Here is a 23,678-nt window from a genome sequence, read left to right on the forward strand (position 1 = left end):
CCACCCCCTGTCCGGTCAAGGGAGCCCTCCATGCGCAGACCCCTGCTCGCCGCCCTCCTGTCCGTCGTCCTGGCGGGCGCGGCGGTCCCGGCGGCGGCCGACCCGATCCCCGACGGCCCTGGCAGGGGCCTCGTCCCGGCCTACGTCGGCGCGCCGGCCACCCCGGCGCCCCTGGCGGGCCGGCCCGTCCCCGCCAACCCGCACCAGGGGCCGGTGGGGACGTCGTCCATGCACGCCGACAGTTACGCCTCCGACACATATCCGTTCCTGGGGCCGCTCGGCCGCGATCCGCAGGTGCTGGGCGAGGCGAAGGGCGGCGGGCTGCCGGGGTTGTGCTCGACGGTGACGTTCGCCCGCCGGACGGGCCTGATCGTCGCGCAGTGCACGCGCGGGCAGAACCTCATGCTGCGGCTGATCGATCCGAGGACGCTGAAGGACCTCGCGACCTACGAACTGCCGCCCAGGCCGTCCACCGTCCAGGCGGTGTTCTCGCTCAGCCTCGACAAGGTGTTCACCGACACCTCGGGCGGGGCGTACTACTACCTGGACCCGCAGGATCGCGCCGTGCTGGCGGACTCGGCCTTCCATCTACGCCGTTTCGCGCACGAGAAGGGTCCGGACGGCGCCTGGCGCTTCACTGCCACCGACGACTGGGACCTCGGCCCGTACCTCTCCCATGACTGCGCCACCTGGACGAACCCGTGGCCGAAGGGGGAGTGCGACCCCGTCACCGCGGTCGGGCCCGACTGGGACGGCCTGATCTGGTGGATCACCAGGGGCGGCCGCGTCGGCACGGTGGACCCCGGGTCCGGGACCGTCCGCGTGACGCGGCTGCCGGGCGAGGGCATCCAGAACTCGTTCGCGGCCGCCGAGAACGGCGTCTCGGTGGTGTCCGACCACGCGCTCTACCGGATGCGGGCCGGCGCGGACGGGATCCCGGAGATCGTCTGGCGGCGGGCGTACGACCGGGGCAGCGGGCGCAAGCCCGGACAGATCGATCAGGGGTCCGGGACGACCCCCACGTTCTTCGGCGACGGCTACGTGGCCGTCACCGACAACGCCGACGACCGCATGCACGTGATCGTCCGGCGTGCGGACGACGGCGGGCTCGTCTGCCAGGTGCCGGTGTTCGGCAGCGGGGCGAGCGCCACGGACAACTCCCTCATCGGCTACGGCCGCAGCCTGTTCGTCGAGAACAACTACGGCTACACCAACTTCTTCGACCTCCCGCCGGGCGGGTCGTCCGTGGGCGGGGTGAGCCGCGTGGACGTGGAGCCGGACGGGACGGGCTGCCGGACGGTCTGGACGAGCACGGAGCGCTCGCCGTCCACCGTCTCCAAGGTCTCCGTGCCCGCGGGGCTGCTGTACCTCTACACGAAGGAGCCGCGCAGGGACCTCGTCGACGCCTGGTACTTGACCGCGGTGGACGTCCACACGGGGCGGACGGCCTACAAGGTGCTCACCGGCACGGGCAAGTGGTTCGACAACAGCTGGGCGCCCGTCACCATCGGGCCGGACGGGACCGCGTACGTGGGCGTCGTCGGCGGGCTCGTCGCCGTGCGCGACCGAGAGTAGGCCGCCGGTCATCGGGGATACCGGTCCGATCAGCGGACCCGATCCGGACCGGGAGGAGTCATGAGGGCACGCGAGCCCGGTGAGTCCCGCGACTTCCGCGAGGACATCGATGACATGGGAGACAACACCCAGGACGAACAGATCGCCCTGACCGAGGAATACGTGAACGACCCGCCCGAGGAGCTGAGGATCGAGGAGCCCGAGGAGAGCCGCGACGGCCTCGGCGTCACCGAGTACGAGCGGCAGACCGCGCGGGAGGGCGACGAGGAGCGGCCCACGCCGATCACGCCCGCCGAGGAGGACGCGGTCAATCCCACCCGCAGGCCCTGACCGCGACGGAGGCGCCCGCACCGTGCCGGTGCGGGCGCCTCCGTCGCTTCGGGCCGGGCGGCCACCGTCGGCGTGCCGGGCTTGCGCCGGCGACGCCGGCGTCCTTTCCGCGAGAACGGGCAGGAAGTAGAACAGAACGGAATAGCCAGACACTTCATGACCGTCTGGCGGAGCACTGCGACAGGACTTCGATCCGCCCGCTGCCCGCGGCCTCGCGACGGACGTGGCGCAGATCACTTTGCGGTTTGTTTTGGATCCCGGGGGAATGTCCTTCCCGGACCGTAGGTTGCGCATGGCGGGCGAGCTTGCGAGGTGACCGGGACATGCACGAGACAGTCACGGCACCGGTCCATCCCCCGGCCGAGGCCGACCCGCCGTTCCCCCTTCGAGACGGGCCCGACGAGCAGGCCCCGGCACGCCCGTGGTGGCGGCGCAGGGCCGGCCTGATCGTCCAGTGGGCGCTGATCCTCGGCGCCCTCGCCGCCCTCCCCCTCTACCGCGACGAGCTCCCCGACCTCGGCGCCATCTGGAGGGCCGCCGCGCGCGCCGACCCGGGCTGGCTGACCATGGTCGTGCTGGCCGTGGCGGGCTCGATGGGGGCGTTCGCCCGGCTCCAGCGCCGGCTGCTGCGCGTCGGCGGGCTGCGGATGCCGCTGCGCCGCGCTTTCGCGATCACCTACGCGGGCAACGCCCTGTCCACGACGCTGCCGGCCGGCCCGGCGGTGAGCGTCGTCTACACGTTCCGGCAGTTCCGCCGCGCGGGCGCCTCGACGCACCTGGCCACCGCGGTGATCCTGGCCGGCGGAGTGATCACCACTTCGGCCTACTCCGTGATCGGGCTCCTGGCGCTGGTGGCCGACCCGCACGCCCGCGGCTTCGCGCTGGCCGCCCTCGCCGTGCCGCTGGTCCTGGCCGTGCTGCTCGTCCCCGCGCTGCGGTGGCGCCCGCTGCGGGCCCTGCTGACCGCGCCGCCGCGCAGCGCGTACCGGGCCGCGCTCGCCCACCCGAAGATCGCTCCCTACGCGGAGCGGCTGGCCGGCGCCCGCGACATCCTGCGCCCGACCCTGCGCGACTGGGCCGCGCTCATCGCGCTGGCCCTGCTGAACTGGGTGTTCGACATCCTCGCGCTGCTGTCGGCGGCGCACGCGGTCGGCATCGACATCGCCCCGAACGGCGTCGCCCTCACCTACTTCGCCGCCCAGGCGGCGGGCAGCCTGCTCCCGCTGCTGCCCGGCGGGCTCGGCGCCATCGAGGGCAGCATGGCCGCGTCCCTGGTCGCGTTCGGCGCGACGCTGTCGCCCGCCGCCGCGGCCGTCGGCCTGTACCGGCTCGTGTCCTACTGGGCCGTCGTCGGGGTCGGCTGGATCGCCTGGGTCGGGCTGCACGAGGGTCCGCGTCTCCCGGCCCGCGCCAGGGCCGTCCTGGCCGGTACCGGCCGCCTGATCATGGACGGCATGTCCTCGGCGGCGCTCCTCACCCCCCAGGCCGCCGTCCCGGCGCAGACTCCGGCCGAGGCCCCGCACCCCTGACTGCGTTTCAAAGTCCCGGCCTACTCCGCTCGCCTGGCGGCTATGTTCATTCAGTCCCGGCCCACTCCGCTCGCCTGGCGGCTCGCTACGCGACCGGAACTGGGCGAACGCGGCATCGCTTCCCGATCCGCCCGGTTCCGCTCGCCTCCGGCTTCGCTCCACCGGGCAGCTCACGCGTTCGCGCGCAGGGCCGAGACCACTTCGAAACACGTCCCTAGCTCCGGCCTCCGTCCCCGGACCGACGCCCGGCCGGGACCTTCGACGGAGATCGCCCTCCAGGGGAATCAGCGCGCCGCGGCAGGGGCTTTAGTGGACATCGACGCACCCCCGCCCACGGAACGGACCCCAATGCACGGATCGCCCGACTTCTCGTCCGGCCCCTCGGCGACCGGCCTCGACCCGGCCGCGTTCCGCTCGGTGCTCGGCAGGTTCCCGACCGGCGTCGTCGCCGTCACCGCCCTCGACCCCGCCTCGGGGCTCCCCGTGGGCCTGGCCGTGAACTCGTTCACGTCCGTCTCCCTCGACCCGCCCCTCGTGGCGTTCTGCGTGGCGCACACCAGCACCACGTGGCCGGTCCTGCGCACCGCGCCCCGGCTGTGCGTCAACATCCTGGCCGAGCCGCAACGGGACGTCTCCGACCGGCTCGCCTTCGGGAGCGGCCCGGAGAAGTTCGACGGCGTCCCCTGGACGGGCGGTCCCGGCGGCGCTCCCCTGATCGACGGCGCGCTGGCGTGGATCGAGTGCTCGGTCGAGCAGGAGCACGCCGCCGGCGACCATCTGATCGTCGTCGCCCGCGCCCACGACCTCGCCGAACACCACGGCGCCGGGCCCCTCGTCTTCTACCGGAGCGGCTACGGCGCCGTCACGCGCTTCACACCGTCTCGGGGGCTCTGAGCCGGGTCAGGACCTGGACGGGGTCGGCCAGGACCTCGGCGAAGGCGAACTCGGCGGCGCCGACCAGGGTGGTGTCGTCGCCCAGGGTGGCGGTGCGGAGCTTGACCTTCTCGCGGGGGGCGGCGAGGGCGTTGGTCGCCAGGACGCTGCGGATCTGGGCCGCGGCGCCCAGGAAGATGTCGCGGAGCGTGCCGCCGAAGATGACCAGGCCGGGGTTGAAGAGGTTGACCAGGTTGGCGACGCCGACGCCGATCCAGGTGCCGACGCGGTGCAGCGCCTCCCGGGCCTTGATGTCGCCGGCGTCGGCGGCGGCGACGATGGCGCGGACCGCGTCGCGGCCGGGCTGGCCGGGGATCTCCACGCGGCCGGCGTGCTCCAGCAGCGTCCGCTCCCCCACCTCGGCCTCCAGGCAGCCCTTCGAGCCGCAGGCGCAGGGCCGGCCCCCGGGGTTGATCACCATGTGCCCGATCTCGCCGCCGAACCCCTCGTCGCCGCCGAGCAGCCGGCCGTGCGCGATGATGCCGCCGCCGACGCCCACGTCGCCGTGCAGGTAGATGAGGTTGTCGCAGCTCACGCCCGCGCCGCGCTCGTGCTCGGCGAGCGCGCCGAGGTTGGCGTCGTTGCACACCGAGACGGGGATGCCGAGCCCGAGGCGGCGGGACAGGGCGTCGCCGAGGCGCAGCCCGCCCACGTCCAGGTTCGGCCCGAACATGATCGAGTCGTCGGAGCGGCGGACGGTGCCGGGGAAGCCGAGGGCGGCGCCGACGCAGACGGCGTCGCGCTCGGCCTTGCGGACCAGGGACCGGGCGCCCGCCACGAGCACGCCGAGCAGGTCGGCGGGATCGGAGTCGCGGGCGCGGACGCCCTCGCGCCGGTCCAGCACGACGCCGCCGAGGCCGACGCGCGCGACGACGAGCCGGTCGACACCGACCTCGAACGCCAGCACGTAGACGCGGGTGGACTCCGGCCGCACCACCAGCGACGGGCGCCCGGCGCGGCGCCCCGGCCCGCGCGGCAGTTCCTCGCGGACCAGCCCGGCGGAGGTGAGGTCGGACGTGAGCGCCATGATCGTGCTGCGGTTGAGGCCGAGGGACTCGGCGAGGACGGCCCGGGAGGCGGGGCCCCGCAGGTGGACGAAGCGCAGCAGCGTCCCGAGGTTGTGCCGCCGGATGTCCTCCTGTGAAGGGCCCGCCCTCATCATTGGCGCAGCCCCAGCTCTCCGCTGGAGCCGGAGGTGATCAGCTCCACGACCTGGCGGTGGGTGACGTCGGCCGTGCGGACCTGGGCGGCCGTCCGGCCGAGGTAGAGCGCGGCGATCCGGTCGGAGACCGCGAACACGTCGTTCATGTTGTGGGAGATCAGCACCACGGCGAGGCCCTTGTCGGCGAGCCGCCGGACCATCTCCAGGACCTGCTGGGTCTGCGCGACGCCGAGCGCGGCGGCGGGCTCGTCCAGCACGACGAGCTTGCTGTCCCACAGCACGGCGCGGGCGATCGCGACGGTCTGCCGCTGCCCGCCCGACAGGTTCGAGACCCGCTGCCGGACCGAGCCCATCGTGCGGACGGCGAGGCCCGACAGCGTCGTGCGCGCCAGCTCCTCCATGAAGGTCTCGTCCAAGGCGAGGCCGCGGCGCTCCTCGCGGCCGAGGAACAGGTTCTGGACGATGTCGAGGTTCTCGCAGAGCGCGAGGTCCTGGTGGACGATCTCGATGCCGAGGCGGCTGGCGTCGCGGGGGGAGTCGACCTTGACCGGCCTGCCCTCGAAGCGGTACTCGCCCTTGTCGAAGGAGTGGATGCCGCCGATGCACCGGACCAGGGTGGTCTTGCCGGCGCCGTTGTCGCCGACGAGGGCGGTGACCTCCCCCGGGTAGGCGGAGAATGCGACGTCCTGCAGTACCTTCGCCGAGCCGAAGCTCTTGTCGATACCGCGCAGGTCGAGAACAGGCGTCACTGACATGCCGAGGGGCTCCCACCGTGCCACACCGCCGCCGCGCGCCTGGCGGTCGTCGTGAGTGAGCGTAGCAGTCGCGTTGTCCGCCCGGGCGCCGTCGGAAGACGGGCCCGGACGGTTCCGCGGCCAGGCCCGGGAGCCGGTGGGGCGGGCCACCGACTCCCGGGCGCTTCCGGCCGTGCTCACGGGGTCACCGTGCTCACGGAGTCACCGCGTCCACGAGGTCACCGTCCGGTGCTGGACCGGCGGCGCCTCGCCAGGGCGTCGATGCTCGCGGCGAACAGCAGCACGACCCCGGTGATGAGGTAGCTGAGGTAGGCCTTGGTGCCGAGCAGCCCCAGTCCGTTGGCGATGAGCGCGATGACCAGGCCGCCGAGCACGGCGTCGCGTGCCTTGCCGCGCCCGCCGAACAGGCTCGTCCCGCCGATGACCGCGGCGCCCACCGCGTACAGCAGCGTGTTGCCGCCGCCCGCGTCGGTGGCGACCGAGTTGAGGCGGGACGCGGCGACGATGCCGCTGATCGCCGCCAGCGCGGAGGCGATCATGAACACGGAGATCCGGATGCGGGTCACGTTGATGCCGGCCCGGCGGGCCGCCTCGGCGTTGCCGCCGACCGCGTAGATGTGCCGCCCGTAGCTGGTGCGGCCGAGCACGAACGTGCAGATGACGAGCAGCGCGCCGACGAGCAGCACACCCCACGGGATCCCGCCGAGGGTGATCAGCGGGCTGGGAGCGCGGTCCAGGCTCAGCACGTAGGTGCTGATCAGCAGCGCGGCCCCGACCACGGCGCACTGGGCGATCACGAAGCCCAGCGGCTTGGAGTGCAGGTTGCGGACGTGCTGGCGGCGCCAGCGCAGCATCAGGATCGCGGTGTAGGCGACGACGCAGGCGATGGCGAGCACCCAGCCGAGCCAGATCGGCATGTTCTTGTTCGAGAGCGCCACGACGAACTCGTCGCGGACGGGCACCGTCCCGCCCTCGCCGATGAGCCACAGGGTGATGCCCTGGAGGCCGAGGAAGAACGCCAGTGTCACCACGAACGACGGGATGCGCAGGAACGCGACGAGCCAGCCGATCACGGTGCCGATGACGACGCCGATCGCCACGGCGGCGAGCACCGCGACGTACCAGGGCTGACCCGAGTCGGCCATCAGCTTGGCCATCACGGTGGCGCAGACACCGCTGGCCACACCCGCCGCCAGGTCGATCTCGCCCAGCAGCAGGACGAAGACGAGACCCATGGCGAGGATCGTGATGGGCAGCGCCTGGGTGGCCAGGTTCGCGATGTTGCCCTTGCTGAGGAAGGTCTCCGGCTTCAGCGCCGTGAACAGCGCGACCAGCGCGACCAGGCCGAGGATCGCCGGGAGCGCGCCCAGCTCACCGGCCTTGATCTTGTACCAGTAGTCCAGCAGCGCGGAGTTCATGTCATGCTTGCGCCGGTCGTTGGAGAAGTCCGAGTCCGCCAGCTTGACGGCGGTCTCCTTGCTCTGGGGGATGTCGGTGGACACCTGGTCCCCTTTCAGATGCTCTCGGCGGCGGTCTGCGGCGCGAGGCCGAGATCACCGGAACGGCCGGCGGTGATGAGCTCCACGACCTGGCCGTGGGTCACCTCGGAGGTGGCGACGTCCGCGGCGACCCGGCCGAGGTAGAGGGCCGAGATGCGGTCGGCCACCTCGAACACGTCGTTCATGTTGTGCGAGATGAGCACGACGGCGTGGCCGGTGTCGGCGAGCCGCCGGACCAGGTCGAGGACCTGCCGGGTCTGGGCGACGCCGAGCGCGGCCGTGGGCTCGTCCAGGATCACGACCTTGGACTCCCACAGCGCCGCCTTGGCGATGGCGACGGTCTGCCGCTGCCCGCCGGACAGGCTCGCCACCTGCTGCCGGACGGACTTGACGGTGCGGACCGAGAGCCGGGCGAGGGTCTCCCTGGCCGCTTCCTCCATGGACGGCTCGTCCAGCACGATGCCCTTGCGCCGCTCGCGGCCGAGGAACATGTTCTGCGTGATGTCGAGGTTGTCCGCGAGCGCGAGGTCCTGGTAGACGACCTCGATGCCGAGCGCGGACGCGGCGCGCGGGCCGTCGATCGAGACGGGCTTGCCCTCGAACTCGATCTGTCCCGAGTCGATGGGGTGGATCCCGGCGATGCACTTGATCAGGGTCGACTTGCCGGCTCCGTTGTCGCCGACGAGGGCCATGACCTCGCCCAGGCGCACGGAGAAGTCCACGTCGTGCAGCACATGGACGGGGCCGAAGCTCTTGTTGAGCCCGGTCAGGCGGAGGACGGGGTCTCCTTTTTCTGCCACGAGTTTCCTTCCAGAGGTTCGGGCGTCTTGCCCGTGGCGGGCCCCTTGGCGTCCCGATTTTCCGGGAGGCCGGGACGCCCTCAGCGGGGAGGGGCCCGCCACGGAGTCAGCGTCGGGCTCCTACTGGATGCCCGCGTCCTTGCACTTGGCCGCGTACGCGCCCTTGCACAGGTCTTCCTTCTTGACGAACCCGTCGTCCGTGACCTGCTTGACGTTGTCCTTGAAGACGCCGATCGGGGTCAGGAGCACCGACGGGACGTCGCGCTTGCCCTCAGGGTCGTTCGTCGTCCCGTTGGTCTCGCCCTTCTGGCCCTTGATGAGGGACACGGCGAGCTTGGCGGCCGCTTCGGCCTCCTGCTTGACCGGCTTGTAGACCGTCATGCACTGGTTGCCGTCGAGGATGTTCTGGAGCCCCTCAAGCGTGGCGTCCTGACCGGTGACGGAGACCTTGCCGGCCTGCTTGTTCTTCTTCAGGATCGAGATGACCGCGTTGCCGATGCCGTCGTTGGCGGCGACCACACCGTCGATCTTGCCGCCCTTCTCCGTCCACATCTGCTCGAAAATCGTGGCGGCCTGCTCGGCCTTCCAGTCCGGAACGGCCTGCTCGGCGACCTTCTTGTAGTTGGTCGCCTTGTCGAGCACGTTGTGCGCGCCCTTGGCGAACAGCGTCGCGTTGTTGTCGGTCGGGGCGCCGTTGAGGTAGGCGATGTTGGCCGACTTGTCACCGAGGCACTTCTGCAGGCCCTTGCCGAGCTCCTCGCCGACCTTCACGTTGTCGAAGGAGACGTAGTAGTCGGAGACGCCGCCGAGGGCGAGCCGGTCGTAGTCGATGGTCTTGACGCCCTGGGCCTGCGCCTTGCGCTGCACGGCGGCCGCCGAGTTGGAGTCGATGCCGTCCAGGACCAGGACCGTGACGCCGCTGGTGAGCATCTGGTCGGCGATCGTCTGGAAGCGCTGGGTCGAACCCTCGGCGTTCTGGATGTCGTAGGCCACTCCGGCGGCCTTGAAGGCCTGCTCCAGGTACGGCCGGTCGAAGCTCTCGTACCGGACGGAGGAGGTGGTGTCGGGCAGGATCACGCCGACCTTGCCCTTCGAGCCGGAACCGCCCGAGTCGTTGGAGTCGCCGTCCCCGCACGCGGTGAGGCTGAGCGCCGCCGCCGTCGTGACGGCCAAGAAGCTGAGGATCCCCTTGCGCATTGCCCGGGTCCTTTCTGGGGGGTGGCCGCCTTGCGGCCGGGGGTGGTAGCCGGTGAGCGAGATCACCCGCTCCGACGGGAATGTTGTGTCCCGCAACTTACGTCGCACATGTCCGTCGCGCCAGACTTCAGCCAAAGTTCATTTGTTGTCGGCGGTAACAATCATGTAACACGAGATCAACACGGGTGGAACACGAGGACTACCGCGCGGGCCGCAGGAGGACCCCGGCCGCCGCCTGGGCATCCCCGAGCGGACCCGTCCGGGCGTAAATGTTTCGTGGCTCAACATTCACCGCGACCCACCGTCAAGCCACGCCTCACCCCAGCACCCCCCGCAACCCCCGGCACGCCACCGCCACCCCCGAGAGCGGCCGCCTCCCCACAACGCAAAACCCCAGGCAGACACCCACAAGCCAGGCATCACCCCAGATCGAACCCCCTGCACGCCCCCAACCGCACAGCACCGCACAGGCCTCAACCCCGCGCCTTACACCACCCACGCCGCGCCTCGACCGGCCAGCGCCCAACCCGGGCAGCGCTACAACCCCGCCCCCGCCACAACCCCACCCACGACACCAACGCACCCCGCCCCCAAGCCGGCCCCGCCCCGCACCCCAACCAGCTCCGCGCCCCACCCCCAGCGGCGCCACATCCGAACCGCGCCCCAACCCGGCCCGCACCCCAAACGGACCGCCCCCAAACGAGCCCACGTCCCAACCCAAACCACCCCACACCCCAACCCGGCATCTCAACCTGGACCACGCCTCAACGCGTCCACGCCTCAACCAAGCCGCGCCACGCCCATCCTCAAGCGCATCCGCACCGGGGCCCTTTCACACCGAGCACCTCAACCCCGTCCCGCCGCCACCCCCGCCACGACACACACGCGCCACAGTCCCGCCAAGCGGGCGGCAACACCGTTCCGTGCCACGCTCGCTGGGCGAGTGGGCTCGTTTACCTCACTCCAGCCGCACCCACACCAGGGCCACGTCAACCCGGAGCGGCGCTCCAACCCCGTCCCGGGCAGCGCCCCGGGCGGATCGGCGCCGCCACCGCCGCATACGCGCCGCGCTCAAGGTGGTGGGCGGGGCTCGTTCTACGCGGGTCTGCGCCGCCCAAGCCCGGCGCAACTCACGTCGGGTCGTGCTTCCAACGGGTCTGCGTCTCGTCCTGGGCGGCGGCACGCTTCCGCGTCTCTGGTCCGGCCGCGGTTCGGGCTCGGTTGCGTCTCGAAGCCGGTTGCGTCTCGCTTGGGTGAGAGGCGAGTTGGTCGGGGGTGTGCTGCTGGGCGGTGATTTGGGGCGTGGTGGAGTGCGCCTCGGCGTGGTGCGTCGCGAGGCGGTGCCGCTATGGGGTGCGTGGTGCGAGCTGTCAGGCCCCGGATTTCGCCGGGGCCCGGGTCAGGCGGACAGGACGCGGGCCACTCGGTCGGCCGCCGCGGCGGCGTCGGCGGCGGGCGCGATTCGCTCGGCCCACGACCACCAGTACCACCAGCCGTCCGCGCCCTGCTCCGCCAGGATGTTCTCGGTCAGTGCAGCGGCGTCGGGATTCATCACGTGCAGGCTGGGCGACTGGCCGCGGGGCAGGGTGAGACGCACCCGGAGACCGCGCTTGACCAGCTCCTCGCCGAGTTCTTCCAGATATTCGATCCGCGTCTTCGACGGCGCGGCTGTTCCCGTATCGTCAGGCGTCATCCCTGTTTCCTCACGGACTCCGTGCGGCCCGACGTGCGATTCAGCCTCCCTCTTCACCCGCCCGTGCGCAAGCACCCCGGCCTGCCGGCCGCGAGGTGAGCGGGGCGGGGGCGCGAGGGCGCACCGCGTTTCGGAGGTCGACCGGACCTTATCCGGGATATCTTGCGCTTGGCAGATGAACCGGCGCATGGGGGCTGAGGATGACGGTGGACGCGGGTGCCCAGCCAGGTTCCGGACCGTCCGCCGCGCGGGCCGGCGCATCGCGGACGTGGCACCGGTTCCACTACGCGGTCGGCGTGTTCGTCATCGCGTACGGCGTGGCGGCCCTCGGCAGCGCGGCGGCGCTGTGGGGCGACCGGCTGGACGAGATGGAGCACTACTTCGGGTCCGGGCCCGCCACGGGGATCCTGGTCCTCGCCAAGGCCGTCGAGGTCCTGCTCGTGCTCGGCGCCGTGGCGGGCGTGGTCCTGCGCCGCGACCTGCTGCTGGTCCCGCCGGTGGCGGGCTGGATGGCCGGGTTCGCGATGTTCGCCGTCCTGGACGTCTTCACGGGCAGGTGGGACGGCCTCGTCGAGCACCTGGCCTACCTGGCGGCGTTCGTCGTGCTGCTCTTCCTCTCCTACGGGCTGAGCGCGAAGGCGCAGCTCGCGGGGGCGCCGAAGGGCCCCGCGCCGGACGGGTCGCCGCGCGGCCCGAACGGCCTGACCTGGACGCAGGAGTTCGCGCTCCAGGCCATCAACCGGGCCGCCGCCCTCACCGGCCCGCGGACGCGCCCGGACAAGCGCGACTGATCTTGGCAGAAGTTGCCGTTGGTGGCGCCCCGGGCGGGTGCCACGTTGTGGCTCATGAGAGCCCGAAAACTGGCGCTGCCTGTGGTGATGGCCGCGTCCCTGGCGGTCCCGGCGTCGCTCGCCGCGCCCGCCGCCGCACGGCCCGCCGCGCCCGCGGCCGGCTGCGACCCGACGCGGACCGCACCGGTCTACCGGGGCAAGGTCCCCTCCCCCGAGAAGGTCCTCGGCTTCGACCTCGGTGAGCGGCCGGTCAGCGCCGCCGAGTCCGACGCCTACCTGGATGCGGTCGCCGCGAGGAGCGAGCGCGTCGTGTCCGGGACGCTGGCCACCACGGCGCAGGGACGGCCGCTGAAGTACGCGATCGCCGGACGCCCCGAGCTGATCTCCAAGGCGGGCCTGGCCAAGGTGCGGTGGGAGGCCGGCGCGCTGCGCGACCCGCGGACGCCGGCCGCGCTCGCCAAGCGGATCACCGATCGCGGCGTCCCGATCCTGTGGGTCAGCGGCAACGTGCACGGCGACGAGCCGAGCGGCACGGACGCGGCGCTGCGGGTGCTGCGCGACCTCGGCGACCGCCTCGACTGCGCCGCGACCGGGATCCTCGCCGGCGCGCTCGTGATCGTCCTGCCGACGCAGAACCCGGACGGGCGGACGCTGGGGACGCGGCAGAACGCCTACGGCTTCGACATGAACCGCGACTGGTTCGCGCGCACCCAGCCGGAGACCGACGGCAAGCTCGCGATGCTGAACCAGTACCCGCCCGCGCTGTACATCGACGCCCACGAGATGGGCGGGGACTCGTTCTTCTTCCCGCCGAACGCCGACCCGATCTACCACGAGACGCCCGAGCAGGCGATCGGCTGGATCAACGACCTGTACGGGGCGTCGATGGCGGCCGAGTTCACCCGCCAGGGCATCGACTTCTTCAACAGGGACGTCTACGACCTCTTCTACCAGGGCTACGGCGACACGGTCCCGACCAGCGCGTTCCACGCGGCCGGGATGACGTACGAGAAGGGCGACGAGAGCCCGTATCCGGACCGGGTGAAGGAGCAGTACCTCACGCAGTGGGTGTCGCTGTCGGCGGCGGCGCGCGACCGGCACCGGATCCTCACCGAGTGGCGCCAGATGACGGTCGACGCCTACGCGCAGGGCCAGGCGGGGAAGCTGGAGCCCAACCAGATCTACAACCCGCCGAACAAGGTCGACCGCCAGGTGCCGGACCGGAAGGTGCGGAGCTACTTCCTGCGCGACGACGACCCGGCCAAGCGCGCCGGGGCCGCGCTCGTCGTGCGGCGCTTGCAGCGCATGGGCGTGCGCGTCGAAAGGCTCGCCCGGCCGCTGGCCGTCCCGGACTTCAAGGCGTACGGGCGTCCGGAGGCCGCGACGACGCTGCCCGCGGGCACCTACTGGATCTCGATGGCGCAGGGCCAGAAGCACTGGATCCAGTCCATGCTGAACGAGGACTCCTACACTCCGTTCCCGTACTTCTACGACGTGACGGCGTGGAGCCTGCCGCTGCTGGGCAACGTGTCCGGCGGGTCGTCCGGCGCCGTCCTGCATCCGCGGACCGTCCCGCTGCGGACGCTCCCGGAGCCTCGTCCGGGCCACGGCGGCAAGGCGCCCCGGCTGGGCGTCCTCCAGTTGTCGGGGACGTCCTCGTCCGCGCGGCAGTCGGCCGGGTGGCTGAGGCACCGCCTCGACCGCGACTGGAAGCTGCCGTTCACGCCGCTCACCCCGGCGGACGTCGCGGCGGGCGAACTCCGGGGCGTCGACGTCCTGGTCACGCCGAACGGACCGGCCGCGTCCGCCTACACGGCGCTCGGCGACGCCGGGCGCTCCGCGCTCCAGGGGTGGACGCGGGACGGCGGCCGTTACATCGGCTGGCAGGGCGGCACCGAGCTCGCTGCCCGGCTCGGCCTGACGACCGCGACCCTCGCGGAGCCGACGTCCGACATCCCCGGCACGCTGCTCCGCGTGAAGGTGGACGGGGCCAGCCCACTGTCGGAGGGCGTCGGCGCGACGGCGTGGAACTTCACGTCCTACGACCCGGTCATGAAGGCGTCCAGCGGCGTCGTCGTGTCGTACCCGCAGGCGGATTCGCCCGACTGGTTCGTGTCCGGCTTCGAGCGCGGCGCGTCCGAGCTGGGCGGGACCGCGGCGGTCGTCGACCAGCCCCTCGGGAAGGGACGGTCGGTGCTGTTCGCCGCCGAGCCCAACTTCCGCGCGTTCAGCGACGGGACGGCCAAGCTGCTCTACAACGCGATCCTCGGCCCCGACCCGGCCCGGGCGGCGGCGCCGCAGGCGACCGCGACGGCGAAGGCGGCCCGGGAGGCGGCGCGGCTGCCGTCCTACGAGTCGCCGATCCGCGTCTCGGTCAAGGCCGCGGACGCCGCGGGGGCCGAGTCCCTGCTGCGGTCCGTCGGCGCGACGTGGACGCGGCGCGGCGCCGGCGGCGTCGTCCACTACGTGATCGACAACCCGCGGGGCCTGCCGGTGGACCACCACCCGTTCGCCGGGCGCCTGCCGTCCCTGATCCGCAAGGCCGGGATCACCCCGGTCGCGGTCACGCTCCCCTGACCGGTCCGCGCGGCGCGCCGGCCCGTTCCGGCGCGCCGCGCGCTACTTCCGGACGAGCCAGGCGATCGCGGTCATCGTGCCGGGCGGGACCTCGGTGAAACCGCCGTCCCGGACCGCGACCGCCGCCTCCTTCACGCAGCGCGCCCACAACACGTCCCGCGCCAGGTGGACGGCGGCGCCGGCCTCGACCCACGCCGCCACGTGCCGGCGGCGGCCCTGGCGGAGCAGCAGCTGGGCGGCGTGCCCGCACTGGGCCGCGGCCTTCCCCGTCGTGATCGTCACTTCCGGGTTGAGCGCGATCACCGCGTACGGGGGCCCGGGCGGCGGCGGCGCCTCCTGCGCCTCCGCCAGGTCGAGGCCCGCGACCTGGAGTCTGGCCAGCTGGGGCGGGACGTCCGACACCGGCCCCGGCGGGAACGCCCGCACCTGCGCGCCCGCATGCCGGACCGTGACGCCGGGCAGCGCCTCCGCCTCCGGCCAGCGGACGCCGCGGGCCCGGCGCGTCACCTTCCGGATCCGGCGCGACTCCCACTCCCGGACGGCGTCCCGCCACTCCCCCTCGGGCTCGGCGGCGCGCGGGTCGGTCAGCAGCCGGACGACGGCCGTCGCCGCGGCCTCGCAGACCGCGTCGTGACTGGGCGGATCGGCCTTCTCGGCGCGTACCACCAGTTGCATCGCCCACGGCGGGTCGTCAAGGGGGTCATAGTCGGGTCGCACGCCGTGGAGTATTCCAAACCCCGTTCCGCTTCCCGGGAGCGGTAGTGGGTACTGCAACTCTTGCCGTCCCCCGGACGTCGTTCAGGTACGGGAGGTCGCCGGTGGCCAATGGCGCATGGAGTGATTCCATACCGGGAATCGGGACGTTCTTCGTCGGCATCGACGTCGCTCCCGGCCGCTACCGCTGCGAGAACGGCAAGGGCGGCTGGTGGGTGCGCTTCACCGGCCCCGGCGGGGGCGACCCCGTGGGCTCGTGGCCGCTGCCCGCCGGCCCGACCGAGATCGAGATCGCGCAGAGCGACTTCGCGTTCGAGACCCACGTCTCCACGTCCTGGCGGCGCATCGCGCCGCCCCGCTCCCCCGAGGACGGCGCCCCGGCCGAGCCGCGCCCGGTCGCCGACCCGGCGCTGCGCGCCGAACTGGACACGATCGTCGCGCGCCGCAAGCCGCTGGTCTGGCTGGCGCCGCTGTCGGTCCTCGCCCTCGGCCTGCTCGGCTCCCCGCTCCTCGGCTCGCTGTGGCTGATCGGCCTCGGCATGCTCGCGGTGCTGGTCGCGCTCGGCACCCCGTCGGTCTCGCTGGACCTGCGGCGCGCCCGGGAACTGGAGCGCCGCCGCGACCGCTACCTCGTCCCCGAGGACTTCGACGACGACGGCCGCGCGCTGCTGGCCCGCGTCCAGGCGGCCGTCGACGCCGTCCGCGACTCGCAGGTCAACCGCGAGGGCCTGCTGGACGCGGTCGACAACGCCGTCACCCTGCCCCGCCAGGAATGGGAGATCGCGCAGGTGCTGGCGAAGCAGTCGAGGCTGCGCGCGGACCACGCCGACATGGCGGGGACCGACACGATCCCCGAGCTGGAGGCGGCGCTTCGGCCGCTGCGCGACAAGCTCGACGCCTCGGTCGAGGCGGTGACGCGCCGCATCGACGCCCTGGAGCGCTACGCCGAGCGCGCCAGATCGGCCGACGAGGTGCTCCGCGCCCAGCGCCGCCTGGAGTCGATCGCGGAGAAGGCGCACGAGTACGACGAACTGCTGGCCGACACCGTCCGGGACGACCTGGCGCTCCCCGCGATCGAACGCCTGACCGAGCAGGGCGAGGAACTCCTCCGCACCCTCCGCGAACGCCTCGCCGAGGCCGCCGAGGCGGGCGGAGAACTCCCGCCCCCGTCCTGATCAGGCGGTGAGGGCGCGGACCTGGGCCGGGGAGGTGAAGAGTTCGGCGCGCATGCCGGTCTCGCGGGCGGCGAGGACGTTGCGTTCGCTGTCGTCGAAGAACAGGACGTCGGCGGGCTTGACGCCGAGGCGGCCGGCGCAGATCTCGTAGGCGCGGGGGTCGGGCTTGGCGACGCCGATGCGGCAGGAGTAGACGCGCTCGTCGAAGCGGGAGAGCCAGGCGCCGTGCCGGGCCTCGAAGCGGGGCACCAGGTCGTCGATGATGTTGGAGAGCAGCCCGAGCGTCCGCCCCCGGTCGGCGAGCTCGCCGACCAGGGCGACCATCTCGTCGTCGACGTCGGTCCAGCTGGCGAGGTCGGCCTCGGTCAGCGCGGGGACGTCGGGGAAGGCGGTGCCGAGCCGGGCCGCGACGTCCGCCCAGTACGCCGCGCTCTCCTGGCCGGCGTCGTAGGCGGGGCGGCAGGCCCAGTAGGCGTCCCAGAACGCGGGCCCGGGCGTCCCGGCGATCTCCTCGATCCGCCGCACCGCCTCGGGGGTCTGGGTGCGGGCGATCACTCCGTACAGGTCGAACACGATCACGTCGGGCATGCCCCGAGCCTATTCGGCGCCGCCGAGGCTCGGGAAACCGCTGTAGCAAGCGCTTGTTGCACACCGTACGCTGGTCTGGCCGCCGAATCGAGCAAGCGGTTGGGCGACACGGCATAATGAGAGGGTGACGACCACGAGCGCCAAGTCCGGACGATCGAGAACCCGCGGCGCCGGTGAGGACGCGCCCCGCCGCCGCGGCCGCGGAGCCCCCGCGCTGGCGTCCGAACGGCGCGCCCACCTGGTCAGGCTCGCGGCCGAACTGTTCGCCGAGAAGGGGTTCCAGGCCACCACCGTCCGCAACATCGCCGACGAGGCGGGCATCCTGTCCGGCAGCCTCTACCACCACTTCGACTCCAAGGAGTCGATCGTCGACGAGATCCTGGCCGGGTTCTTCACCGAGATCATGGCCGCCTACCAGGCGGTGATCGACGAGAACGAGAACCCGCGGGACACGATCGCCGGACTCGTCCGGGTCGCGTTCGGCACCCTGGAGCCGCACCGCGCCGCGATCACGGTCATGCAGAACGACTGGAACTACCTGCGGGGCATGGACCGGTTCGCCTACCTGACCAAGTCCGAGGACGAGGTCGAGAAGATGTGGGTGACCACGCTCCAGGCGGGCCAGGCGGAAGGGCTGTTCCGTCCCGACCTCGACCCGAAGCTGACCTACCGCATGATCCGCGACACCGTCTGGGTGGCCGTCCGCTGGTTCCGGCCCGGGGGCCGGCTGAACGCCCAGGGGCTCGCCGAGCACTACCTCAAGGTGATGTTCGACGGCATCAACCTGCACTAGCCCGCAGGCCCGCCCGATCCGGCCCGGCCTCGCGCGCGGGGCGGGAGGGCAGGATCCGGCGCAGCGGCCCCGGCAGCCACCAGTTCGCCTCGCCGAACAGCTCCATCAGCGCCGGGACGAGCACCAGCCGCACGACGGTCGCGTCGATCAGGATCGCGACGCCGAGGCCGAGCCCCATCTGCTTGACGGCGACGTCCGCGCCGAGCAGCACCGACAGGAACACCATCACCATGATGGCGGCCGCCGCGCTGATCACGCGGGCGGTGCGGGACAGGCCGAGCGCGACGGCCTCGCGGGTGGCCACGCCCTCCTCGTAGGTCTCGCGGATGCGGGACACGAGGAACACCTCGTAGTCCATGGACAGCCCGAACAGGATCGGGAACATCATCAGCGGCACCCACGTGGTGACGGGCATGTCCGTCGGGAAGCCGAGCGCGCGTCCCGCCCACCCCCACTGGACGACGGCCGTCAGCACCCCGTACGCGGCCGCGATGGACAGCAGGTTCATCAGGGCGGCCTGCACCGCCACCGTGACCGACCGGACGAGCCCGACGAGCAGCAGCAGCGACAGCCCGACGACCACGGCGATCAGCAGCGGCAGCCGGGTGGAGACGCTCTCGGCGAAGTCGATCGAGGCGGCGTTCGGGCCGCCGACGTAGGCGCGGACGCCCGTCCCTCCGACGGCCCCGGGGATGACGTCGTCGCGCAGCGTGTGGACGAGGCCCGGCGTCCGCTCGTCCTGCGGGCCGGTCCTCGGGAACGCCATGACGATGGCGGCCTTCCCGTCCCGGCTGGAGCGCGGGGGCTGGACGGCCGCGACGCCCGGCGTCCCGCGGACCGCCTCCGCGATCCGTTCCGCCTCCGCAAGACCGCCGCCCTGGGTGACGATGACCAGGGGCGCGGCGGTGCCGGGCCCGAAGCCCTCCGCCATGATCCGGCTGGCCCGGTAGCCGCTGTGGTCGTGCGGCTGCGTGCCGGAGTCGGGCAGGCTCAGCCGCATCGACAGCGCGGGCACGGCGAGGACCAGCAGGACGACGGCCGCGCACAGCCCGGCGAGGACCGGGTGCGCCTGCACGACCCGCGCCCAGCGCTCGGCGAGCGGGCGGCGGGCCCGGCCGAGGCCGGGGACGCGGAGCCGGTCGACGGCGTGCCCGGCGAAACCGAGCAGGGCGGGCAGCAGCGTCACGGCGGCGAGCATCGTCGTCAGCACGGCGACGCCCGCCGCGACCGCCACGCCGTTCAGCAGCCTCTGCTGCATGATGAACAGGCCCATGAGCGCGATCACCACGGTGGTGCCGGCGAACAGCACGGCCCGTCCTGCGGTGGTGACGGCGGTGACCGCCGCCTCCTCCGGTCCGGCGCCCGCGTGCATCTCCTCCCGGTGGCGGGTGACGATGAACAGCGCGTAGTCGATGCCGACGCCGAGCCCGATGAGCGCCGCGATGATCGGGCTGAAGGAGGGCGCGGGCAGCAGGTGGCCGAGCAGCATGATCAGCGCGAGGCCGGTGCCGATGCCGAACAGCGCGGTCACGATGGGGAGCCCCATCGCCAGCACCGATCCGAACGCGACCAGCAGGATGACGACGGCGGCGAGCAGGCCGACGCCCTCGGACGGGCCGCCGCCCGGCGTCTCGGCGGCGTCCACCGCCGAACCCCCGAGCTGCATCCGGACGGGTCCGGAGTCGGCGCGCACGTCGTCCAGGAGCGCGGTCACGTCCGTCCTCGGCATGTCGTCGGACGAGACGTCGAGGCCGCCGGTGGCGAACGCGGTCCTGCCGTCCGCGGAGATCTGCCCGGGCGTCTCGTACGGCGACGACACCGACGCGACGTGCGGCGTCCTGGCCAGCCGGTCGATCGCCTGCTCGACGCGCGCCTTCACCCCCGGGTCCCGGACGCCGGCGTCGGCGCGCACCGCCAGCGTGATGGAGTCGCCGCTGCGCTGCGGGAAGTGCTCCTCCAGCAGATCCGACGCCTTCGCCGAGCCGGAGTCGCCTCCGGAGAAGTCGTTCAGGGGTTCGGCGGCGAAGCCGAAGCCGAGCGTCATGACGGCGATCGTGCCGACGATCCAGCCCGCCAGCGTCAGGCGCCGCCTCCGGTAGCAGAACCGGGCCAGCCTTGCGAGTCTCATGGGTACCGCCTCCGCGGACGCGCGCTTCCCGCGGACGCGCCGCACCTAGGGATGTTCTTGCGCGACCCAGGGTGCTCTCGGGTTGAGGCTCCGGGCATCCGGCGGACGGTGTCACCCAGGGGAGCCGGTTACATCCTCCGGAGTACATCCGGCGCGGTATCCCACGGTCCGGGGGCCGGAAGGCCCATAGTGTGCTTAGTCGCGATTTGCGGAGTAGGAGTGACGCATTGGTCCGTGGGGACGCTGTTGCGGGAGAGATCGACCGGGGGAGGTCGGGATGACGGCTCGGCAGGGGGCCGCCGGTCCCGACGAGCCCATGCCCGCGGCCCTGCGCGCGGCCACCGCGCGCGCCCTCCAGGAGCAGTTCCCGGGCGTGCGGGTCTGGTACGGCGAGGCGACGGGGTCCTGGTGGGCCATGGTGCCGTTGCGCGAGGGCCCGCGGCTGCTGGAGGCGCCGTCCTCGCAGCAGCTCCGTGAGGAGATCATGAGCGTCCGCTCGCGGGGGTGAACCCGTCCCGCCCGTTCCGCCCGTCGCGCGCCGGCGCTCGCGGCCAGGAGACGCCCGGGTTCCGGCGAACGCCGCGTCACGCTTCGCCGCCCGCCGGGAACGGGGCGCGATCCGTTCCCAGCGGGCGTCTCTGAGGAAACTAACCCGAAAAGTGTTCGGGCACAAGCGCTTGCTCGGTTTCGTCCGCGGGCGGCGACGCGACGCCGCGCTCCGGGACCGGCCCGCTACAGCTCGTACTGGATGGACGCGCGCTCCGCCGTGATCGGCGTGATGTACCCGTCGACCGCCGCGCGGTGGACCGGATGGTCGCGGTAGACCAGGTAGGCGTCCAGATCGGCGAACTCCGCGACCACCGCGAAGTCCCACGCGCCGGGGTTCACGCCGGCGTTCACCCCCACCCCGTACTCCCGGATCTCCGGGATCGCGCCGGGCAGCTCGCCCAGCTTCGCCGCGACCTCGTCCTGCTGGCCGGTCGTCGTGCCTTCGGTCCATCTGAACAGCGCTATGTGCCGGAAACCACTCATGGCCGCACGCTACAGGCGTCCCACCCGCCTCAGGCGTCCCCGAGCTCCGCCGCCGCGATCGCGCCGAGTTCCCAGCACGCCTCCAGGTCGGCCTTGCCGGGTTCGCCCGTCACCACCACGGGCGGCTGGACGGCCTTCCACTTCAGCCCGGTGGTGATGGCGTCCAGGGCCCGCACGGCGCCGGTGGCGTCGTCGTTGCCGTGCAGGAAGGCGCCGAACGGGCGGCGGACCGTCTCCTCCAGGCACGGGTAGTAGATCTGGTCGAAGAAATGCTTCAGCGCTCCGGACAGGTAGCCGAGGTTGACCGGCGAGCCCAGCAGGTAGCCGTCCGCCTCCAGGACGTCCACCGCGGTGGCGCTCAGCGCCGCGCGGGACGCGACCTCCACGCCCTGGATCTCGTCGGTCGACGCGCCGGCGCGCACCGCCTCGACCATGGCCTGGACGGACGGCGACGGCGTGTGGTGGACGAGCAGGAGCCTCTTCATCACCCCGAGGCTAGCGGTGTCCGGACCGTCCGGCCGGGTATGGCCGTAGGGCGGCGCCCGGCCCGCGGGTCCGGCCGTACGCTGGGTCAAGGCCCCATAACAACGACCGAATCCGGGAATGAGTTCCGGAAGATCTTGGTTGGGGGCTCAGCGGAGGTGTGCTTCGTGCTATCGGACGAGTCTTTGCGGAGGGGCGGACTTTCCCGCCCTCCGGCCGGGGGCGGGCCGGGTGCGGCGCCCCATGGGCGGCCCGTCTGGCCGCTCGCGCTGACCGCGGCCGTGGTCGCCGCCCTGATCGCGGTGCCCGCGTTCGCGGGCTCCCCGCACTGGCTCGGACGGCTGTCCCGGCTCGTCACCGGCAGCCCGCTGAGGCCGGAGCACGCCGTCGCGCTGGCCCTCGCGCTCGCGCTGGTCGCCCGCGGCGCGCTCCTGCGCCGCCGCGCCGCCTGGTACGGGCTGGTCGCGCTGGCGCTCCTCGGGCTGCTCGCCGTGGTGTCGGGCGACGACCCGCCGTGGCGGCTGCCGCTCCTCGCCGCCGTCCTCGGCGGGCTGTGGCTGGAGCGCGGCCGGTTCGCCGTGCGGCCGCATCCCGAGCGCGTCCGCACGGCCGTCAAGACCGGCGCGCTGCTGCTCGCCGCCGCGACCTTCTTCTCCCTGATCTTCGGCGGGGTGTCGGTCCGGTCGGTCGGCGACGTCGCCAGCGGCCTCGGCGCCACCGGCGCGCCCATGGACGGGGCGGGCTGGCTGCCGGGCGTGCTCGGCCTCGCCGGCGCCGCCGGGCTGCTCGTGCTGGTGATCACCCTCCTCGCGCCCGACCCGGCGCCCCCGCCCGGCGACGAGGCGGAGCGCGGCCGCGTCGCGGGCCTCGTCCTGCACCCCGGCTCCGACACCCTCGCCCCGTTCGCTCTGCGCCGCGACAAGGCCTACGTGTTCAGCGCGGACGGCCGCGCCGCGATCGGCTACCGGGTCCTGTTCGGGATGGCGGTGGCGGGCGGCGACCCGGTCGGCGACCCCGCCTCGCACGCCGACGCCGTACGGGCGTTCCTCGCGATGTGCCGGACGACCGGCTGGCGGCCCGCCGTCCTCGGCGCGAGCGACGCCCTGCTCCCCGCCTGGGGGCCGTGCCGCTCGATCGGCTTCGGCGACGAGGTCGTCATCCGCCCCGCCGAGTTCACGCTGTCCGGGCGCAAGATGCGCAACGTCCGGCAGGCCGTCAAGCGCACCGAGAACTTCGGCGTCTCGTCCGAGATCCGCCCGGAACGGGAGCTCACGCCCGCGCTGCGGGCGAAGCTGCTGGACGTCGCGTCGCGCTCCCTCGGCGGCGCGGCCGAACGCGGATTCTCCATGAACCTGGACGAGCTACTCACCGGATACCACCCGGGCGCGATCGTCGCCATCGCCTACGGCGACGACAAGGAGCCCATCGCGTTCCAGCGCTACGTCACCGCGGGCGAGGGCGTCAGCCTGGACGCGATGCGCCGCACCCCCGGCGGCCCGAACGGCGTCAACGAGCGCCTCATCGTCGAGATGGTCGAGTACGCCGCCGGGCACGGGCACGGGCTCGTCTCGCTGAACTTCGCCGCCTTCCGCGAACTGCTGGACGCCGGCGAGCGCGGCCTGCTGGAGAAGGCCGGCTACCGGGCGCTGCACCTCCTCGACCCGTGGATCGCGGTGGAGTCGCTGTACCTGTTCGACAAGAAGTTCAGGCCGTCCTACAAGCCGCGCAGCGTGGTCTTCCGGTCCTGGTTCGACATCGCGTGGCTGGCGGCGGCGCTGCTCACCCTGGAGTTCGGCCGGACGCGTCCCGCCCAGCGCGCCGCCGGCCCGATCACCGAACCCGTCCACCACCTGGGCCGCTCCTGAGGCGATCCCCGGCGCGGCGGCACATCCTAGAACGTGATTCTATGGAGTCCCCGCCTGAG

Annotated in this window: 21 protein-coding genes; 10 read left to right on the forward strand and 11 right to left on the reverse strand. The window is 72.8% G+C overall.

The genetic code is table 11. The features are described from left to right. Positions 1-30 precede the first annotated feature (30 nt). The 4 genes from ACQEU6_RS16835 to ACQEU6_RS16850 all read left to right on the forward strand — a co-directional run bounded on the left by ACQEU6_RS16835 (position 31) and on the right by ACQEU6_RS16850 (position 4,328). Positions 31-1,575, forward strand: coding sequence for a hypothetical protein (locus ACQEU6_RS16835; RefSeq protein ID WP_499332976.1), 1,545 nt, complete (start codon positions 31-33; stop codon positions 1,573-1,575). A 60-nt stretch (positions 1,576-1,635) separates the two neighbouring features. Next, on the forward strand, positions 1,636-1,905 hold the full coding sequence (locus ACQEU6_RS16840; protein ID WP_499332978.1) for a hypothetical protein: 270 nt from the start codon (positions 1,636-1,638) through the stop codon (positions 1,903-1,905). 323 nt (positions 1,906-2,228) lie between these two features. Beyond that, entirely contained in the window at positions 2,229-3,434 is a 1,206-nt protein-coding gene (locus tag ACQEU6_RS16845; protein WP_499332979.1) for a lysylphosphatidylglycerol synthase transmembrane domain-containing protein, read from the forward strand. 348 nt (positions 3,435-3,782) lie between these two features. Next, positions 3,783-4,328: a flavin reductase family protein gene (locus ACQEU6_RS16850; protein WP_499332980.1), complete on the forward strand. Its 546-nt coding sequence runs from the start codon at positions 3,783-3,785 to the stop codon at positions 4,326-4,328. Here ACQEU6_RS16850 and ACQEU6_RS16855 read toward each other — a convergent pair. From ACQEU6_RS16855 to ACQEU6_RS16880, 6 genes are all read right to left on the reverse strand, one after another. Further along, complete coding sequence (locus ACQEU6_RS16855) at positions 4,306-5,526, reverse strand: ROK family transcriptional regulator (RefSeq protein ID WP_499340224.1); 1,221 nt, start codon at positions 5,524-5,526, stop codon at positions 4,306-4,308. The two genes, ACQEU6_RS16850 and ACQEU6_RS16855, sit on opposite strands and share 23 nt — an antisense overlap. After that, positions 5,526-6,284 carry an ATP-binding cassette domain-containing protein gene (locus tag ACQEU6_RS16860; RefSeq protein ID WP_499332981.1) on the reverse strand — a complete coding sequence of 253 codons (759 nt, stop codon included), beginning with the start codon at positions 6,282-6,284 and terminating at the stop codon, positions 5,526-5,528. The genes ACQEU6_RS16855 and ACQEU6_RS16860 overlap by 1 nt, the downstream gene beginning before the upstream one ends. A 218-nt stretch (positions 6,285-6,502) precedes the next feature. Continuing rightward, on the reverse strand, positions 6,503-7,786 hold the full coding sequence (locus tag ACQEU6_RS16865) for a sugar ABC transporter permease (RefSeq protein ID WP_499332982.1): 1,284 nt from the start codon (positions 7,784-7,786) through the stop codon (positions 6,503-6,505). Positions 7,787-7,797: 11 nt separating this feature from the next. After that, entirely contained in the window at positions 7,798-8,583 is a 786-nt protein-coding gene (locus ACQEU6_RS16870; RefSeq protein ID WP_499332983.1) for an ATP-binding cassette domain-containing protein, read from the reverse strand. A 120-nt stretch (positions 8,584-8,703) separates the two neighbouring features. After that, the gene (locus ACQEU6_RS16875) at positions 8,704-9,780 is read right to left on the reverse strand and encodes a sugar ABC transporter substrate-binding protein (RefSeq protein ID WP_499332984.1); all 1,077 of its coding nucleotides are present in this window, start codon (positions 9,778-9,780) and stop codon (positions 8,704-8,706) included. Positions 9,781-11,179: 1,399 nt separating this feature from the next. Then, positions 11,180-11,473 carry a hypothetical protein gene (locus ACQEU6_RS16880; protein WP_179278877.1) on the reverse strand — a complete coding sequence of 98 codons (294 nt, stop codon included), beginning with the start codon at positions 11,471-11,473 and terminating at the stop codon, positions 11,180-11,182. Positions 11,474-11,679: 206 nt separating this feature from the next. Here ACQEU6_RS16880 and ACQEU6_RS16885 point away from each other — a divergent pair, with 206 nt between their 5' ends. After that, a complete protein-coding gene (locus tag ACQEU6_RS16885) occupies positions 11,680-12,264 on the forward strand; it encodes a hypothetical protein (RefSeq protein WP_499332986.1) in 585 nt (194 codons plus the stop codon). Positions 12,265-12,318: 54 nt separating this feature from the next. Next, positions 12,319-14,841, forward strand: a complete 2,523-nt coding sequence (locus ACQEU6_RS16890) for a M14 family zinc carboxypeptidase (RefSeq protein ID WP_499332988.1) — start codon at positions 12,319-12,321, stop codon at positions 14,839-14,841. Positions 14,842-14,883: 42 nt separating this feature from the next. Here the strand turns inward: ACQEU6_RS16890 and ACQEU6_RS16895 are convergent, their stop codons facing one another. Beyond that, entirely contained in the window at positions 14,884-15,558 is a 675-nt protein-coding gene (locus ACQEU6_RS16895; protein WP_499332991.1) for a hypothetical protein, read from the reverse strand. Positions 15,559-15,659: 101 nt separating this feature from the next. Between ACQEU6_RS16895 and ACQEU6_RS16900 the strand changes: the two genes are divergently transcribed. Further along, complete coding sequence (locus ACQEU6_RS16900) at positions 15,660-16,730, forward strand: Rv1352/Rv1906c domain-containing protein (RefSeq protein WP_499332993.1); 1,071 nt, start codon at positions 15,660-15,662, stop codon at positions 16,728-16,730. On the opposite strand, the gene ACQEU6_RS16905 is transcribed toward ACQEU6_RS16900, so the two are convergent. Then, on the reverse strand, positions 16,731-17,318 hold the full coding sequence (locus tag ACQEU6_RS16905) for an HAD family hydrolase (protein WP_499332996.1): 588 nt from the start codon (positions 17,316-17,318) through the stop codon (positions 16,731-16,733). A gap of 124 nt (positions 17,319-17,442) precedes the next feature. Here ACQEU6_RS16905 and ACQEU6_RS16910 point away from each other — a divergent pair, with 124 nt between their 5' ends. After that, a complete protein-coding gene (locus ACQEU6_RS16910; RefSeq protein WP_499332998.1) occupies positions 17,443-18,111 on the forward strand; it encodes a TetR/AcrR family transcriptional regulator in 669 nt (222 codons plus the stop codon). On the opposite strand, the gene ACQEU6_RS16915 is transcribed toward ACQEU6_RS16910, so the two are convergent. Continuing rightward, positions 18,098-20,239, reverse strand: a complete 2,142-nt coding sequence (locus ACQEU6_RS16915) for an MMPL family transporter (RefSeq protein WP_499333000.1) — start codon at positions 20,237-20,239, stop codon at positions 18,098-18,100. The two genes, ACQEU6_RS16910 and ACQEU6_RS16915, sit on opposite strands and share 14 nt — an antisense overlap. A gap of 277 nt (positions 20,240-20,516) precedes the next feature. On the opposite strand from ACQEU6_RS16915, the gene ACQEU6_RS16920 reads away from it, so the two are divergent. Further along, positions 20,517-20,747, forward strand: a complete 231-nt coding sequence (locus ACQEU6_RS16920; protein ID WP_499333001.1) for a hypothetical protein — start codon at positions 20,517-20,519, stop codon at positions 20,745-20,747. 224 nt (positions 20,748-20,971) lie between these two features. Here the strand turns inward: ACQEU6_RS16920 and ACQEU6_RS16925 are convergent, their stop codons facing one another. Together ACQEU6_RS16925 and ACQEU6_RS16930 are read right to left on the reverse strand one after the other, a co-directional pair. Continuing rightward, positions 20,972-21,271 (reverse strand): Dabb family protein, encoded by a 300-nt coding sequence (locus ACQEU6_RS16925; RefSeq protein ID WP_499333002.1) that lies wholly within the window; start codon positions 21,269-21,271, stop codon positions 20,972-20,974. 29 nt (positions 21,272-21,300) lie between these two features. Then, positions 21,301-21,756 carry a flavodoxin family protein gene (locus ACQEU6_RS16930; protein ID WP_499333004.1) on the reverse strand — a complete coding sequence of 152 codons (456 nt, stop codon included), beginning with the start codon at positions 21,754-21,756 and terminating at the stop codon, positions 21,301-21,303. A 279-nt stretch (positions 21,757-22,035) separates the two neighbouring features. Between ACQEU6_RS16930 and ACQEU6_RS16935 the strand changes: the two genes are divergently transcribed. After that, positions 22,036-23,619: a bifunctional lysylphosphatidylglycerol flippase/synthetase MprF gene (locus ACQEU6_RS16935; RefSeq protein WP_499333006.1), complete on the forward strand. Its 1,584-nt coding sequence runs from the start codon at positions 22,036-22,038 to the stop codon at positions 23,617-23,619. Positions 23,620-23,678: the final 59 nt, after the last annotated feature.

Source organism: Spirillospora sp. CA-108201 (assembly GCF_050936235.1).
Taxonomy (GTDB): Bacteria; Actinomycetota; Actinomycetes; order Streptosporangiales; family Streptosporangiaceae; genus Spirillospora.